A 15488-nucleotide genomic window follows, 5' to 3' on the forward strand; every position below is an offset into this window, starting at 1 on the left:
GCTTGCACGCATCGCATCGGGTTCGGCAAAATGGTAATCGAGGAGGAGAACCTCCATCGTCGGAACCCGGGGACAAAGAATGCTGACGGGAACCTGCCACTGTGGTGCAACCCACTGGACCCTTGAGGGCGATCCGGGGCCGATCACCGCCTGCAACTGCACGCTTTGCCGCCGCTATGGCGTGCTCTGGGCCTATGACTATGCCGATGAGCGCATTCGCGTCGCGGGGCCGATGGCTAGTTACACGCGCGCCGGAAAGGATACGCCTTCGCTCGAAATCCTGTTCTGCCCGACCTGCGCCTGCGTGCTCGCCTGGCGCGGCCTGCGCGCCGATGCCTCCGGTCGAACGCGTATCGCCGTCAATGTGCGGCTGGCGCCGCTCGAGGCCGTGGCCGATCTGCCGATCGACCATTTCGATGGTCTTGACACTTTCGACGACCTGCCGCGCGATGGCCGCTGCGTGCGCGACATGTGGTTCTAGAAGATAGTGCGCGACACCTGGCGCTCGACGGCAGGAGACAAGCCGTCGTGCCGATCCCCTGAAGCTTGCTCCCGTGGAGGCTCAGCCGCACCCGCACCCGCGGACGCAGGCGCTGGTTCCGACACGACCACCAATTGCGGCACCTGCTTATAGGAGAAGCCGCCTCTGAGATCGCCCATTTTGCTCGCGACGATGCCCATCGCCGCCTTTTCGAGATTGCGGTCATAACGCGTCTCGGCGGCGGCGGGTGTCGCGATGATGGCTAAAAGTGCCACGCCGCACAAAAGCGTCTTCATTGTTATTGTCTCCCTGCCTGACGTCGATCTAGCAGGGCGCCATTGAAAAACGGCCAAGAGACACGGTAAGCAAAGCGCCAAACGGCAGCGTAAACAATGCGTTAATAAATCAAGCCGGCAAACTGATTCAAGCGCTTGAGGTTTTGATTCAGGCGCGCTGGGCCCGGGCCGTATGCCCGAGCGCGGTGAAAACGGTGCGCACGATGCCGGCGGCATCGAGGCCGGCATCGGCATACATTTTTTCCGGCTTGGCGTGATCGGCGAACACGTCGGGCAGCACCAGCGGGCGCACCTTCAGGCCGCTTTCCAGCAGTCCTTCATGGGCGAGGAACTGCAGCACATGGCTGGCGAAGCCGCCAATGGCGCCCTCCTCCACCGTAACCAGAACCTCGTGCAAACGGGCCAGCCGCCGGATCAGATCCTCGTCGAGCGGCTTGGCGAAGCGGGCATCGGCGACGGTGGTGGAAAGCCCGGCCGCGCCGAGTTCCTCGGCAGCCATCAGGCAGTCTTGCAAGCGCGTGCCGAAGGACAGCAGCGCCACCTTTGTGCCTTCCCTGACGATGCGGCCCTTGCCGAGTTCGAGAACCGAGCCGCGCTCCGGCATGTCGACGCCGACACCGTTGCCGCGCGGATAGCGGAAGGCGATCGGGCCATCATCATAGCTTGCCGCGGTGCGCACCATGTGGCGCAGCTCCGCTTCGTCGGCGGCGGCCATCACGACAAAGCCCGGCAGGCTTGCCAGGAAAGTGGTGTCGAAGGCACCGCAATGGGTGGCGCCATCGGCACCGACGAAGCCGGCGCGGTCGATGGGAAAACGAACCGGCAGTTTCTGGATCGCGACGTCGTGGACGACCTGGTCGTAGGCGCGCTGAAGGAAGGTCGAATAGATCGCCGCGAACGGCTTGTAGCCTTCGGTCGCCAGGCCCGCCGCGAAGGTGACCGCATGCTGTTCGGCGATGCCGACATCGAAGGTCCTTGACGGGAACACTTCGCCGAACAGGTCCAGCCCCGTGCCGCTCGGCATTGCGGCGGTGACGGCGACGATGCGGTCGTCCTCGCGGGCCTCCTGGATCAGGCTTTCGGCGAACACCTTGGTATAGGCCGGTGCGTTGGCCGGCGCCTTGGCCTGCGCGCCGGTGATGACGTCGAACTTGTTGACGCCGTGATATTTGTCGGCGGCGGCTTCCGCCGGTGCGTAGCCCTTGCCCTTCTGGGTGACGACATGGATCAGCACCGGGCCTTCGCCATTGTCGCGGACGTTTTTCAGGACCGGGATCAGATGCTCGAGATTATGGCCGTCGATCGGGCCGATATGGTAGAAGCCGAGTTCCTCGAACAAGGTGCCGCCGGTGACGTAACCGCGCGCATGCTCGACCGCCCTTGTAATGGCACGATCGGCGCGCTTGCCGAGATAGGACGTCAGTTTCTTGCCGAAGTCGCGCAGGCCGGCATAGGCCTTGCCCGAGGCCAGCCGCGCCAGATAGGCGCTCATCGCGCCGGTCGGCGGTGCGATCGACATGTCGTTGTCGTTGAGGATGACGATGAGACGGGCGTCGAGCGCACCGGCATTGTTCATCGCCTCATAGGCCATGCCGGCCGACATGGCGCCGTCGCCGATGACGGCTATGACGTTGTTGCGGCCACCGGAGAGGTCGCGCGCCGCGGCCATGCCGAGGCCCGCCGATATCGATGTCGAGGAATGGGCGGCGCCGAAGGGATCGTATTCGCTCTCGGCGCGGCGGGTGAAGCCGGACAGGCCGCCTTCTTGGCGCAGCGTGCGGATGCGATCGCGGCGGCCGGTCAGGATCTTGTGCGGATAGGCCTGATGGCCGACATCCCAGATCAGCCGGTCGTCCGGGGTGTTGAAGACATAGTGCAGCGCGACCGTCAGTTCGACCACGCCAAGGCCGGCGCCAAGATGGCCACCGGTGCGGGACACCGCGTCGACCAGTTCGAGACGGAGTTCTGATGCCAGTTGCGGCAGTTCGCTCTCGTCAAGCGCACGCAAATCCGCCGGAATGCGGACCTTGTCGAGAAGCGGCGTATGCGGCGTTGCGTTCACGGGAGTTCGGGCTTTCTGTTCAACGGCGGGATAGGCCGCCGGCCTGCGAAAGTAAATGCGTGTCGGTGACGCGGATCAAGCAGGTCCCCTCGCCGATTTTCCTCAGTTCTCCGGCAGCGGAATAAACTCTTTCTCGTCTCCAGGAACGATATCGAAGCGGCCCGTCTTCCATTCCTGCTTGGCCTGTTCGATGCGCTCCTTGGAGGAGGAGACGAAATTCCACCAGATGTAGCGCTGCGAGCCGAGCGAGGCGCCGCCGAACAGCATGAAATGCGCGCCGGTGTGCGACGACACGATGATCTCGTCGCCGGGCCGGAACACCAGCAGGCGTTCAGCCGGGAAGACGTCACCCGAAATCGTGACCTCGCCTTCCAGTGTGTAGATGGCGCGCTCCTCCGCATCGGCCGGGATCTTTATGCTGGCGCCGGCCGCCAGCCTGAGGTCGGCGTAGAGCGTGTCGGCGTCGGCCCGTACCGGGGAACGCAGTCCCTGGAAGTCACCGATCACAACGCGGCCCGTGACGCCTTCGGCATCGATCTCGGGCAGCCGCAAGGCAGCGGTGTTCTCGAATACGGGCGCCACTTCCTCCTTGCCGTCCGGCAATGCCAGCCACGTCTGCAGGCCGGAGATCGACATCGGCGCGCCGCGCAATTCCTCGGGCGTACGCTCGGAGTGGACGATGCCTCGGCCTGCGGTCATCAGGTTAACGTCACCCGGCTGGATGACCATTTCGGTACCGAGCGAATCGCGATGCCTGATCTTGCCGTCGAACAGATAGGTAACCGTCGACAGGCCGATATGCGGATGCGGACGGACGTCGAGCGCCTGGCCTGCACGCAGGATCGCCGGCCCCATGCGATCGAAGAAGATGAACGGCCCGACCAGCCGCCTCCTGGCGGTCGGCAGAGCGCGACGGACCTCGAAGCCGCCAATGTCCTTGGCGTTCGGGATGACCATCAGTTCGATCTGGTCGCTGGCAAAGGCGTCGCCGGCTTCAGGGTCTTTCCCCGGGAAGAAGCTCATGAACTCTCCTTATCAGCGTTCGGCAACCGCCTTGGCGGCATCAGGCAAAGCGGATCGCCGCTTTTGCCCGCAGTTTGGCGGCCACTTCTTCGCGGTTGCGCGGATGCTGGTTGGTTTCGAGCGAATCGAGAAGTTCGCGCGCCGATGCCGCAATGGCCTCCACGGCGTGGTCGAACGCATGCTGGTTCTGTTTCGAGGGCCGCGTCGTTCCGCTCAGCTTGCGGACAAATTGAAGGGCTGCGTCGCGCACTTCGTCATTGGTTGCCGGCGGATCAAAATTGAACAGGGTCTTGATGTTTCTGCACATCGCTTCCGTATCTCCTCTTGTCCTGGAGCTGTTTCAATCGGGACGAGTTTCAATCATGATCGTGTCCAAAAACCGGTGAGGCAAGACCATGGTTCGCGGCCAGGCCTCAGTCCGCGTCGAGCGGCTCTGTTCCCACCGGCTTGCCATCGCGCGATAGCCTGATCTTCTCGACCTTGTCCTCGGCCGCCTTCAGCAGCCGGTCGCAATGCGCCTTCAGGGCCTCGCCGCGCTCATAGATCCGGATCGACTGATCGAGCGGCACGTCGCCACGCTCCAGATCATCGACGATCTTCTCCAGCGCGTCGAGTGCCTGTTCGAAGCTCATCGCCTTGACGTCTTCGTTGGTCTCAGCAGCCATCATTCATCCTTTCATCAGTCGCCCGACATGGGCGGCGACCGAAAATGCCAGTCCCTGCAGATCGTAACCGCCCTCGAGCAGGCTGACGAGCCGGTTGCCGCTGTGGCGGGCAGCGCGCTGCATCAGCTGGCCGGTCGCCCAGTCGAAATCGTCCTCGGTCAGGTTGATCTCGGCCAGCGGATCACGGTGATGCGCGTCGAAACCGGCCGAAATAATGATGAGGTCGGGCGCGAAATTGTCGAGCGCCGGCAGGACGCGCGACAGGAAGGCATCGCGAAACACCTCGCTGCCGGTCCGCGGCGCCAATGGTGCATTGACGATGTTGCCGGCGCCGGTCTCGCTCTTTGCGCCAGTGCCAGGATAAAGCGGCATCTGGTGAGTCGAGCAATAGAGCACCGAGGGATCGTCCCAGAAAATATCCTGCGTGCCATTGCCGTGGTGCACATCCCAGTCGACGACGGCGACACGCTCGACGCCGTGCTTCTTCTGCGCATAGCGGGCCGCGATCGCCGCCGTGTTGAAGAAGCAAAAGCCCATCGCCGTGGTCTTTTCGGCATGGTGGCCGGGTGGCCGGGCGGCGACGAAGACATTGTCGGCGCGGCCTGCGAAGACGTCGTCGACGGCGGCGTTGGCGGCGCCGATCGCGGTTATCACCGCCTGCCAGCTCTTCGGGCTGGCGGTGGTGTCGGCATCGATGCGGGCAATGCCCTCGTCGGGGATGGCGGCGCGCACGCGCGCGACGAAATCGGCCGGATGCGCGTAAAGGATGGTGGCCTCGTCGCCTTCCGGCGCCTTGACGCGGTCAAGCTCGGCAAAGGCTTCGTCGTCAAGCACGCGCTCGATGGCGCGCAAGCGGTCCGGCCGCTCGGGGTGACCGGGGGGCGTGATGTGTTCAAGGAAGATCGGATGCGTGTAGAGACGAGTGGCCATCGTCCCTATCTAGTGCCCCAACGCCGTGATGGCCATGCGTCGCGGCCCAATGGCTGGGGAAAATCGCTTCTGCGTCCATTGGCGTCGCTGTGGGGATTGGCGGCGCGGACGCTTCGGCATAAGGTCGCCTTCACTGCCTGGTGCCCGCCGCAAGCGGGAGAATCGGGAACACGGTTGAATTCCGTGGCGTGCCCAACGCTGTGAGGGGGACCGCGCCGGTAAATGCCACTGTCGATGACGGGAAGGCACCGGACGCGGGTTGATCCTGAGCCAGAAGACCGGCCTGGCAGGCACCGTCATCCGCATGGTCAGGCGGAGGACATGGGTTTGCAATCGCAAGGGGACAAGCGATGCCGGATGCTATGACCGCTCCTGTCGGCGACGGATTTGACCAGATGGCGCGCGACGCAGTCTACCGCGCCATGTTCACGCGGCGCGATGTGCGCAGTCATTTCCTGCCTGCTCCTCTCGACGATGAGGTGCTGGCGCGGCTGCTGCTTGCCGCCCATCACGCGCCATCGGTCGGGTTCATGCAGCCGTGGAATTTCATCGTCGTCCGCGATGCCGCGCGACGGGAGAAGGTGCGCGACCTGTTCCTGGCCGCGCGAGAACAGGAATTGCCAGAAATCGAGGAAGATCGGCAGGCGCTTTACCGCAAGCTGAAGCTGGAAGGCATCTGCGAAAGCGCGCTCAACATCTGCATCACCTGCGACCGACAGCGCTCGAAGGGCTCGCCGCTGGGACGTTGGCACAATCCGGAGATGGACCTCTACAGCACGGTCTGCGCGGTGCAGAATTTCTGGCTGGCGGCACGCGCCGAAGGCGTCGGCGTCGGCTGGGTCAGCATCATTGAGGCGCAGGCGCTGAAAAGCCTGCTTTCCATTCCCGACCATGTAACGCCGATTGCTTATCTCTGCGTCGGCCGGGTTTCCGAGTTCGCGCCCAAACCGGACCTTGAAACGCATGGCTGGGGCCGGCGCCTGCCCCTGCCCGAACTGATCATGAGCGAGACCTTTTGCGGGAAAGGCGAGGCACCGCTCAAGTCAGCGGTGGCGCGCCTGAAAGCCGTCGATACCGCACAGGCCAGCCCGGCTGATCAGCGCGTCGCGCCGGCCGTGCCCCAGCGCGAGCCGCCGAAGGAGGAAAGCGCTTTGTCCTTGAGTTCCCGGAACTTCGATGACGCCTCGGCCAGCCGGGCATCCCAAGCCGGATCAGGCACCTGGCCGGCGATGGTCTTGAAATAGACCTGCATCAGGCAGGCGATGGCGAAGGGCTCGATGAACGCCGCCTTGAAGGCCCAGGCGAAGACGATGGCCAGCACGAAGGCCCAGCCGGCGAGCTGGCCGGGCATCATGAACAGAATGGCGCCGGCCGGGGCCAGCATCAGCAGGAAGATCACGAACGACACGCCCCACATGATGACCGCCAGCCAGACGGCGTTCTTGACCATGGTCTTGCCGTTCTGGGCGTAGAGAACCACGCCCTGGCGCGCGGTTTCGAAAGGCGAGGATGAGTTGATGCGGATGTTGTAGCCGAGGATGATCTCGTCGATATAGGTGAGCGACAGGCGGATCACCGTGTTGATGAAGGAGACCAGGCCGCTCAGGCCCGGAATGGGCAGAAAGGCGGCGACGCCGCCGAGCAGGCCGGTGATGGCGCGGATGGCGCCCTTGACCAGCTGGTCGACGACGAAAAGGATGTTGGCCTCGGCGAAACGCTCGGTCACGACCTGCCGGGCATAGGCGATCTGGTTCTGGCCGTCAGGGACATCATGGCCGTCGATCAGGTGGACCATGACGGCGATATGGCCGGCCTTGACGACGTAGAGGATGTATTCGCGGATCCAGTAGACGGCGATGGAGACGATGCCGAAGCCGACCACGCCGCCCCACAGGGCAAAGGACAGCGGCCCATCTGGATCGGTGGAGATATGGCCGACGCCATAGCCGACCGAGGCGCCCGTGCCTGTCGCCATGATGTAGGCCAGCGTGATGCCGAAATAGACGATCATGCGAAAGACAATGAAAGGCCAGGTCCGCACCATGATGGACACCGACCTGCCGATCTCGAAATCCCACATGCCCCGAATCTCCCCTCAGAGATGGCTGCGGAGCATGCGCTCACCCCGAGGATTGTCAATCATGGGCGGGCACCAGGCAGCAGACGGGACTTCAGTTCGATTGCGGACCCGGCTCCTTGAGCAGCCCCTCAAGCAGTTGCTTGAACGCCGCCACCACCTTCCTCGACGTGGCTTCGGGGTCGTTTGAATTGGCGATCCGCTGCGACGCCTGGCTGCTCGCCCCGTTGATAAGCCGTGCGGCCGTTTCAGGGTCGACGCCCGGGACGACCACCCCTTCCCCCTGCAGGGCTGTCAGGTGATCGGTCATTGAGCCAACGCAGGCATTGGCATTCGACCATTGCGCCGGATCGCCCAGCACAGCCGGGCCATCCCGGAACATGATGCGCTGGATTTCCGGCTCCAGCGCCATCTCGATATAGGTGGTGCATTCGTCGACGAAACGCTGCCAGCGGGTCGGCGCTCTCGAGGCGACCTCGTTCACCCGAGCCGCCATCTCGCCGTCGATTTCGGCGATAACCGCCTCCAGCAGTCCCTTCTTGTCGCCGAAGTGATGATAGAGCGCGCCGCGCGTCAGTCCGGCTGATGCCGTGAAATCATCCATCGACGCTTCGGCATATCCGATCGTCCCGAAGGCCTGGCGCGCAGCTGCGATCAGCTTGGCGCGCGTCTCGGCGATCATCTCCTTGCGGGGTCTGTGCATCTTCTGGCCCTACTTACATACGCCCCGTATGCCAATTGACATACGCCGCGTATGATCTATCTAGTTCTCATACGCTCCGTATGTAATTGTCAGATCGCCCTTTGTCGAGGAACCGGATCATGCAAAACCCTTACTCAGAGATCTTTCGCGCACCCGGTGCCAAAGGCTTCGCAGCCGCCGGTTTCCTGGCGCGCCTGCCGATCGCCATGGCGCCTATCGGCATCGTGGCGATGCTGTCACAGACGCGCGGCGAATACTGGCTGGCCGGCGCTGTCTCGGCGACATTCGCATTGGCCAACGCTTTCCTGGCGCCGCAAATATCAAGACTGGTCGACCGCCTTGGCCAGACCCGGATCGTCGTGCCCACCACAATCATCTCCGTGCTCGCATTCCTGACGCTGATTGCGTCGGCCAATCAGGACTGGCCAGTCTGGACGCTGTTCGTGTCGGCTCTGCTGGCCGCCGCAATGCCCAGCATGCCGGCGATGGTGCGCGCACGCTGGACCGAGCTTTTCCGCGGTCGGCCCGAGATGAACACCGCCTTCGCCTTCGAGTCGGCGGCGGATGAGTTGGTCTACATCGCCGGAGCATCGCTGTCGGTGGGCTTGAGTGCCGCCCTGTTCCCGGAAGCGGGCATGCTGGCGAGCACGCTGTTCCTTGCCTTGGGCTCGACGGCGTTCATCCTGCAGCGCTCGACCGAGCCGCAAGTGCGGCCAATGGGTGCAGGCTCGAGCGGCTCCGCAATTCGCCTGCGCCCGGTACAGATCATCACATTCGCCCTGATCTTCATCGGCGCCACCTTCGCGACGACGGAAGTCAGCACCGTGGCTATCACCAAGGAACTTGGCCAACCCGGCGCCGCCAGCCTCGTCATTGGCGTCTACGCGCTGGGGTCGTTCGTGCTCGGCATCATTGTCGGCGCGCTCAATCTGAAAACACCGCTGCAACGCCAGTTGGCCATCGCGGTAGCCGTCATCGCGGTCAGCACGCTGCTGCCGCTCACCGCCGGCACCGTGCCCCTTCTGGCACTCACCGTCTTCATCAGCGGTGTGGCCATCTCGCCGACCTTCATCACGGCATTCGGCCTGATCGAACGGCATGTGCCGGAAGCGATGCTGACGGAGGGCATCACCTGGGTGACCACGGGGATCGGTATCGGCATGGCGCTCGGCTCCTTCGCCGCCGGCGCCGTGGTGGACGCATTCGGCGCCCAGAGCGGGTTCTGGGTTTCAGTGGCCGCAGGCACCATCGCGCTGGCCACCGTGCTGCTCGGCCAGCGCAGCCTTGCCACCCGTAAATGCGAGTTGGAGGAATGCGACGCCGCTGCCGTTCCGGCCGAGTGACAGCCTGGCCATGTCGAGATTCACGTCAGGCCGACCTCCTGAATATCAACATGGCCTAGAGAATCTCGGTCTTCGCGATGTGGATGCCAAAGCCTTCGAGGCCGACATAGTGGCGCTCGCGCGAGGCGATCAGGTTGATCGAGGAAATGCCGAGGTCCTTCAGGATTTGCGCGCCGAGGCCGATCTCCCGCCATTCGTTCTCGCGCCGGCGGGCCTCTTCATGATCCTCGCGGTCGCCGCTTGCAGGCCGTTTGCGTTCCTGATGCGCGACGCCGACGGAACCCTCGCGCAAATAGACGATGACGCCTCGCTTGCGCTCGCCCATCGCCTTCATGATGCCGTCCAACCGATGGCTAGGGCCGAAGACGTCGGTCACCACATCCTCGGAATGCAGCCGCACCGGCACGTCCTCGCCGTCGCGGATGTCGCCGAAAACGACAGCGACGTGATGCATCGTGTCCCACGGCAGCGTGTAGGTGAAGACCTGTGCCTTGCCGCCGAGCGTGTCGATATCGGAGCAGGCGACGCGCTCGACCAGCGTTTCCTTGCGCTGACGATAGGCGATGAGGTCGGCGACCGACACCTGCTTGAGGCCATGCTCCTCGGCAAAAGCCTGCACCTGCGGGCCGCGCTTGACGGTGCCGTCGTCATTGACCAGTTCGGAAATGACGCCGATCGGCGGCAGGCCGGCGAGCTTGCAGAGATCAACGGCTGCTTCGGTATGGCCCGAACGCATCAGCACCCCGCCTTCGCGCGCGATCAGGGGGAAGATGTGGCCGGGGCGGACGAAATCGGAGGCGCCGACATTGCCGTTGGCGAGGTTGCGCACGGTGAGCGTGCGGTCGTCGGCCGAAATGCCTGTCGTCGTGCCATGCTTGAAATCGACGCTGACGGTGAAGGCCGTGGTGTGGGCGGAATCATTGTCGGCGACCATCGGCTGCAGGTTGAGCCGCTTGGCCTCCTCGCGCGGCATCGGCGTGCAGACGATGCCGGAGGTGTTGCGCACGATGAAGGCCATCTTCTCGGGCGTACAATGGACGGCGGCGACGATCAGGTCGCCCTCGTTCTCGCGCCCGTCATCATCCATGACGACGACGATCTCGCCACGTTCGAAGGCTCGGATGGCTTCGACAATCTTCTTTTGATCGTAAGGCATGGGCGCTCGCTTGGCTCGCAGGGCAGTAGGGAATAGGGCAGTTGGGAAAGGGAGGGTTTTGGCTGTTTCGGCAGGCAGCGTAACATACTGCCCTACCGCCTCATCCCCCTCCCTTCCCCGTCTGTCCTCGATGCCGCAGATAATGATCAGCGATCGCGCAGGCAACCATCGCCTCGCCGATCGGCACGGCGCGGATGCCGACGCAAGGGTCGTGGCGGCCCTTGGTCATTACCTCGACGTCGTTGCCGTCCTTGTCGATCGACTTTCGCGGCGTCAGGATCGATGAAGTCGGCTTGACTGCGAAGCGCGCAATGATCGCCTGTCCGGTCGAGATGCCGCCGAGGATGCCGCCGGCATTGTTGGACAGGAACACCGGCTTGCCGTCATTGCCCATGCGCATCTCGTCGGCATTCTGTTCGCCGGTGATACGGGCGGCCTCGAAGCCGTTGCCGATCTCGACGCCCTTGACGGCATTGATCGACATCAGCCCGGAGGCGATGTCCTGGTCGAGCTTGGCGTAGATCGGGGCGCCGAGACCTGGCGGAACGCCGTCGGCGACGATTTCGATCACAGCACCGACTGACGAACCGGCCTTGCGGATGCCGTCGAGATACTGCGTGAAGACGGGAACAGAAGCGGGATCGGGGGTGAAGAACGGGTTCTCGGCATCACCGATGAAATTCCAGTTCCAGTTGGCGCGATCGATCGACTTCTCGCCCATCGACACCAAAGCGCCGCGCACCACCATGCCCGGCACGACCTTGCGGGCAAGCGCCCCGGCGGCAACGCGCGCGGCCGTCTCGCGGGCCGAGGAGCGGCCGCCGCCGCGATAGTCGCGTATGCCGTATTTGACGTCATAGGTGTAGTCGGCATGGCCTGGCCGGTATTGGCGTGCGATCTCGCCATAGTCCTTCGAACGCTGGTCGACATTCTCGATCAGCATCGAGACCGGCGTGCCTGTGGTGATCATCGTCTGGCCGTCCCCGTCGAGGACGAAGCCGGACAGCACCTTCACCTCGTCTGGCTCGCGGCGCTGGGTGACGAAGCGCGACTGGCCCGGCCGGCGCTTGTCGAGTTCGGCCTGGATTTCATCCCGCGTGAAGCGGATGCCCGGCGGGCAGCCGTCGACCACGCAGCCGAGCGCTGCCCCATGGCTTTCGCCCCAGGTGGTGACGCGGAAAAGGTGGCCGAACGTGTTGTGAGACATGGAAAACTGCCCTGCCCGGCAGTCGAGCCGGTTGAAGCCTGCCTTCTATTGGCGTTTTTTGCGGTGGTCAAACTGTCATCCCCGCCGTTTAAGTTTTGACACATTCGGCTGGTTTCTGCTTTCTTCCATCCGCCGTTGAGGATCCGCCGCCACAGTGCCGGCGCAATGACCAAAGAGGACAATCATGCGTACCCTGATTGGCGCTGTTGCCGCCATGCTGCTTTGTTCCACCGCCGCCTTCGCCGGACAGACCGAGGGCCTGATCAAGAAGATCGACAAGGATGCGCTGACGCTGACGCTGGACGACGGCAAATCCTACAAGCTGAACGCCGAAACCGATCTCGACTCCCTGAAGCCGGGCATGGACATCGTAATCGCTTACGATGTGACCAATGGCGAGAATGTCGTGACCGATATGCAGTTGCCGGACAGCGACACGAACTAGCTCAGGCGGCTTAAAGCCACTCCAGACTATGCCCTTCGAGCTTGAGCACGCGATCCTGCGGTATCTCCAGGTTCGCGGCCTCGTCCTCGGCCATGTCAAGCACGAAGCGGAACAGGGTGCGCATGACGCCGCCATGCGTCACGCAGATCGTCCTGCGATCGAGTTCGTCGAAGCAAGGCTTCACCCGTTCGAGCAGCATCTGGTAGCTTTCCGCCCCCTCGCCGGGTGGCTGAAAATTCCATTTGTCCAGGGCACGTGACCGGCTTGCTCCGGGAGACTGCGTCTCGAGCTCGGCAAAGGTAAAGCTCTGCCAATCGCCGAAATTGACCTCAACCAGCCTGACATCGGTTCGATAGGCGAGCGGATCGAGCTTCATCGCGGCGCGGATGCGCTCCATCGTTTCGCGCGTCCGCCGCATCGGGCTGGCGACGAAATCGAAATCCCTGACATCGCCGACAAGTTGGGCCAGCCGATGCCCGTTTCCGGTTGCCTGTTCGCGGCCAAGGGCATTGAGGTCGGTGTCGGCCTGGCCCTGAAGCCGGAACTCGGCGTTCCACGCAGTCTGGCCGTGGCGCACGATATAAACCAGCGGGTACATCAGGTCTTCCGGAGGTCGGGCCAGGGCCTGGGCGGAGGAGGAGCGGAGGGATTAATCCTTGACCGTCGAAATATCGGGCGCGTCGACCGCCTTCATGCCGACCACGTGATAGCCGGAATCGACATGATGCACTTCACCGGTGACGCCACGCGACAGGTCGGACAGGAAATAGACGCCGGAATCGCCGACCTCTTCCTGCGTGACCGTCTGCTTCAGCGGCGAATTGTATTCGTTCCACTTCAGGATGTAACGGAAGTCGCCGATGCCGGAGGCGGCCAGCGTCTTGATCGGCCCGGCGGAGATGGCATTGACGCGGATTTTCTTGGCGCCAAGATCGACGGCGAGGTAACGCACGCTAGCCTCGAGCGCGGCCTTGGCGACGCCCATGACGTTGTAGTGCGGCATCACCTTCTCGGCGCCATAGTAGGTCAGGGTCAGCAGCGAGCCGCCATCGGTCATCAGCGCTTCGGCGCGCTTGGCGATGGTGGTGAAGGAATAGACCGAAATGTCCATGGTGCGCAGGAAATTGTCGCGCGTCGTCTCGACATAGCGGCCGGTCAGCTCGTCCTTGTCGGAAAAAGCGATCGCGTGGACGAGGAAGTCGAGCTTGCCCCAATGCTTGGCGACATTGGCGAAAACCTCGTCGAGGCTCGCCGGGTCGGTGACGTCGCAATGGCCGGCGACAAAGGCGCCGAGTTCCGCCGCCAGCGGCTCGACACGCTTCTTGAACGCCTCGCCCTGATAGGTCAGCGCGATTTCGGCACCATGATCAACGCAGGCCTTGGCGATGCCATAGGCAATCGACCTGTTGTTCGCGACGCCAAGAATGAGGCCGCGCTTGCCGGCCATCAGGCCCTGTCCACCCGCCATGTGAGCGCTCTCCGCAAGGTTTGTGCTTTGTGGAGTGCCTATCGCACAGGCACACTGCCCCTTCAAGCGCTCAAACCGGACAGTTCAGGGGACAAAAGCGCCGGATCAGCCTTTTTGGCCGCGCAACAGCGTTTCCAGCGCGCTGTCGCCGCCTTCCGGCAGCATGATGCGCACATGGGCGTAGAGGTCGCCATGGCCGCCGGCTTTTTCCGGGAGACCCCGCCCCTTCAGGCGCAGCACCTTGTCCGAACTCGACCAGGCGGGAACGTTGACCGCGAGCCGGCCGGTCGGCGTCTCGACCGGTACCTTGGCGCCCAGCACCGCATCCGCCAGCGGCACCGGCAGATCGGCATGCAGGTCGCGGCCTTCGATGCGGTAGCGCGGGTGACGGCGGATATGGATCTTGACCAGCGCGTCGCCAGGCTGGCCCGGCCCCTGCTCGCCCTGCCCCTTCAACCGGATGGTCTGACCATCCTCGACAAAGGTCGGCAGCTTGACAGCCACCTTGCGGCCATCGGGAAACATCGCCGTCACCTTTTCGGCGTTTGCCGCTTCCTCGATGGTGATGTCGAGCGTGACGTTCAGATCGGCCGCCGTCGCCGGCTGGCGACGGTCGCCTGCGCCCGCGCCGCGCGCACCGGAAAAGGCGTCGCCGAAAATCTGGCTGAAAATATCGCTGTTGCCGTCGAAAGGATCGCCGCCCGGGCGCCCTGACCGGAATTCGAATCGCGAACCACCGGCCCCTTGCTGGCGGCGAAACCCTGCAAAGGGGTCGCCACCACCGGCGGCGCCCTCAAACCCCTGGAAGCGCGGCTTGCCGTCGGCATCGATCTCGCCGCGATCGAAAGCGGCACGATTCTTCTCGTCGCCGACGATCTCATAGGCCTGATTGGCCGCGGCAAAACGGTCCTTCGCCTTGGGATCATTCGGATTCTGGTCCGGATGATGTTTCTTGGCGAGTTTCCGGTACGCCGATTTTATGTCCTTGGCCGATGCGTTCTTTGCAACGCCCAGCACCTCATACGGGTCGCGCATGCGTTCTGCCCTGGAGAAGAGTTGAGTCCATACTTGCCTCCTATATGCGCTCGCATAGGAAGAAATTCCAGTGGCGGACCGTCATATCAAAAGCGGAAAGTCAGAGCGCCTTGAAGCCCTGCATGCGCCATCCGCCGGCGCCGGCGAGGCACAGTTCACCCTCGAACATGGCAACGCCGTCAAAGCTTTCGCGTGAGGCCTTGAAGCGGCGGCACGTCTGCCCCCTGTCCTTCAACTCCGCCAGCTCGGTGATGGAGCCACGCGACCCGGTGCCGGCATTCGCCCACGGCACGGCCCGGCCGCCGAGTTGCTCGATATCGGCGGAGGACACCGCATTACCGATCGTCGTCTGATCGGAGTCGCGATCCGAATCGGCGGGGGCGGATGAAGCCGAGGTGCTGCTGGTCAGGATCGAGCGGTCGACTTCGGCTTTTTCCAGGCTGAATCCACCTGCGCCACAGCCAACAAGTGGCAGGGCGATTGCCACGATCGCCGCTTTCGCGCTGGCCGAAGCGATAACGCTCCATTGCCTGCTGTCAAAAGCTTGCGCGATACGCGACAATCGGCAACCTCCCCCGGTTCGTGACAATTTGAGAA

Annotated in this window: 17 protein-coding genes, 1 pseudogene and 1 riboswitch; of the genes and pseudogenes, 4 read left to right on the forward strand and 14 right to left on the reverse strand. The window is 63.6% G+C overall.

The annotated features are described in order from the left end of the window. The first annotated feature begins 79 nt into the window (after positions 1 to 79). Positions 80 to 481: a GFA family protein gene (locus EB230_RS25905; protein WP_056563987.1), complete on the forward strand. Its 402-nt coding sequence runs from the start codon at positions 80 to 82 to the stop codon at positions 479 to 481. Here the strand turns inward: EB230_RS25905 and EB230_RS25910 are convergent. From EB230_RS25910 to EB230_RS25935, 6 genes are all read right to left on the reverse strand, one after another. Further along, positions 478 to 777: a hypothetical protein gene (locus tag EB230_RS25910; protein WP_056563990.1), complete on the reverse strand. Its 300-nt coding sequence runs from the start codon at positions 775 to 777 to the stop codon at positions 478 to 480. The two genes, EB230_RS25905 and EB230_RS25910, sit on opposite strands and share 4 nt — an antisense overlap. A gap of 148 nt (positions 778 to 925) precedes the next feature. Continuing rightward, positions 926 to 2839 (reverse strand): 1-deoxy-D-xylulose-5-phosphate synthase, encoded by a 1914-nt coding sequence (dxs, locus tag EB230_RS25915; protein WP_172374188.1) that lies wholly within the window; start codon positions 2837 to 2839, stop codon positions 926 to 928. A 102-nt stretch (positions 2840 to 2941) separates the two neighbouring features. Further along, complete coding sequence (locus EB230_RS25920) at positions 2942 to 3862, reverse strand: pirin family protein (protein WP_056563996.1); 921 nt, start codon at positions 3860 to 3862, stop codon at positions 2942 to 2944. 40 nt (positions 3863 to 3902) lie between these two features. After that, entirely contained in the window at positions 3903 to 4169 is a 267-nt protein-coding gene (locus EB230_RS25925) for a DUF2277 domain-containing protein (RefSeq protein ID WP_010914875.1), read from the reverse strand. Between the two features lie 106 nt (positions 4170 to 4275). Next, positions 4276 to 4527 (reverse strand): exodeoxyribonuclease VII small subunit, encoded by a 252-nt coding sequence (locus EB230_RS25930; protein WP_056565628.1) that lies wholly within the window; start codon positions 4525 to 4527, stop codon positions 4276 to 4278. A 3-nt stretch (positions 4528 to 4530) separates the two neighbouring features. Continuing rightward, positions 4531 to 5457, reverse strand: coding sequence for a histone deacetylase family protein (locus EB230_RS25935; protein WP_056563999.1), 927 nt, complete (start codon positions 5455 to 5457; stop codon positions 4531 to 4533). 121 nt (positions 5458 to 5578) lie between these two features. Continuing rightward, a riboswitch (cobalamin riboswitch) is annotated at positions 5579 to 5759 on the forward strand. Positions 5760 to 5879: 120 nt separating this feature from the next. Between EB230_RS25935 and bluB the strand changes: the two are divergent. Beyond that, positions 5880 to 6389: pseudogene (bluB, locus tag EB230_RS32755) on the forward strand (5,6-dimethylbenzimidazole synthase); the annotation flags it as partial. A 164-nt stretch (positions 6390 to 6553) separates the two neighbouring features. Here bluB and EB230_RS25945 read toward each other — a convergent pair. Together EB230_RS25945 and EB230_RS25950 are read right to left on the reverse strand one after the other, a co-directional pair. Continuing rightward, entirely contained in the window at positions 6554 to 7537 is a 984-nt protein-coding gene (locus EB230_RS25945) for a hypothetical protein (protein WP_246738847.1), read from the reverse strand. A gap of 91 nt (positions 7538 to 7628) precedes the next feature. Then, positions 7629 to 8237, reverse strand: a complete 609-nt coding sequence (locus tag EB230_RS25950) for a TetR/AcrR family transcriptional regulator (RefSeq protein ID WP_172374190.1) — start codon at positions 8235 to 8237, stop codon at positions 7629 to 7631. A 119-nt stretch (positions 8238 to 8356) separates the two neighbouring features. On the opposite strand from EB230_RS25950, the gene EB230_RS25955 reads away from it, so the two are divergent. Continuing rightward, on the forward strand, positions 8357 to 9580 hold the full coding sequence (locus EB230_RS25955; RefSeq protein WP_056564008.1) for an MFS transporter: 1224 nt from the start codon (positions 8357 to 8359) through the stop codon (positions 9578 to 9580). Positions 9581 to 9635: 55 nt separating this feature from the next. Here the strand turns inward: EB230_RS25955 and ribB are convergent, their stop codons facing one another. Both ribB and aroC read right to left on the reverse strand, forming a co-directional pair. Continuing rightward, the gene (gene ribB / locus EB230_RS25960) at positions 9636 to 10736 is read right to left on the reverse strand and encodes a 3,4-dihydroxy-2-butanone-4-phosphate synthase (protein ID WP_056564010.1); all 1101 of its coding nucleotides are present in this window, start codon (positions 10734 to 10736) and stop codon (positions 9636 to 9638) included. 100 nt (positions 10737 to 10836) lie between these two features. Next, the gene (gene aroC / locus EB230_RS25965) at positions 10837 to 11943 is read right to left on the reverse strand and encodes a chorismate synthase (RefSeq protein ID WP_056564013.1); all 1107 of its coding nucleotides are present in this window, start codon (positions 11941 to 11943) and stop codon (positions 10837 to 10839) included. A gap of 184 nt (positions 11944 to 12127) precedes the next feature. On the opposite strand from aroC, the gene EB230_RS25970 reads away from it, so the two are divergent. Continuing rightward, positions 12128 to 12388: a DUF1344 domain-containing protein gene (locus EB230_RS25970; protein ID WP_056564015.1), complete on the forward strand. Its 261-nt coding sequence runs from the start codon at positions 12128 to 12130 to the stop codon at positions 12386 to 12388. 10 nt (positions 12389 to 12398) lie between these two features. Here the strand turns inward: EB230_RS25970 and EB230_RS25975 are convergent, their stop codons facing one another. The 4 genes from EB230_RS25975 to EB230_RS25990 all read right to left on the reverse strand — a co-directional run bounded on the left by EB230_RS25975 (position 12399) and on the right by EB230_RS25990 (position 15453). Beyond that, positions 12399 to 12986, reverse strand: coding sequence for a histidine phosphatase family protein (locus EB230_RS25975; RefSeq protein WP_056564018.1), 588 nt, complete (start codon positions 12984 to 12986; stop codon positions 12399 to 12401). 51 nt (positions 12987 to 13037) lie between these two features. Beyond that, the gene (gene fabI / locus EB230_RS25980) at positions 13038 to 13856 is read right to left on the reverse strand and encodes an enoyl-ACP reductase FabI (RefSeq protein ID WP_056564020.1); all 819 of its coding nucleotides are present in this window, start codon (positions 13854 to 13856) and stop codon (positions 13038 to 13040) included. 105 nt (positions 13857 to 13961) lie between these two features. Beyond that, the gene (locus EB230_RS25985) at positions 13962 to 14891 is read right to left on the reverse strand and encodes a J domain-containing protein (RefSeq protein WP_056564023.1); all 930 of its coding nucleotides are present in this window, start codon (positions 14889 to 14891) and stop codon (positions 13962 to 13964) included. 100 nt (positions 14892 to 14991) lie between these two features. After that, entirely contained in the window at positions 14992 to 15453 is a 462-nt protein-coding gene (locus tag EB230_RS25990) for an RT0821/Lpp0805 family surface protein (protein ID WP_172374191.1), read from the reverse strand. Positions 15454 to 15488 lie beyond the last annotated feature (35 nt).

The sequence above is a fragment of the Mesorhizobium sp. NZP2234 genome, assembly GCF_013170765.1.
Lineage (GTDB): Bacteria > Pseudomonadota > Alphaproteobacteria > Rhizobiales > Rhizobiaceae > Mesorhizobium > Mesorhizobium loti_D.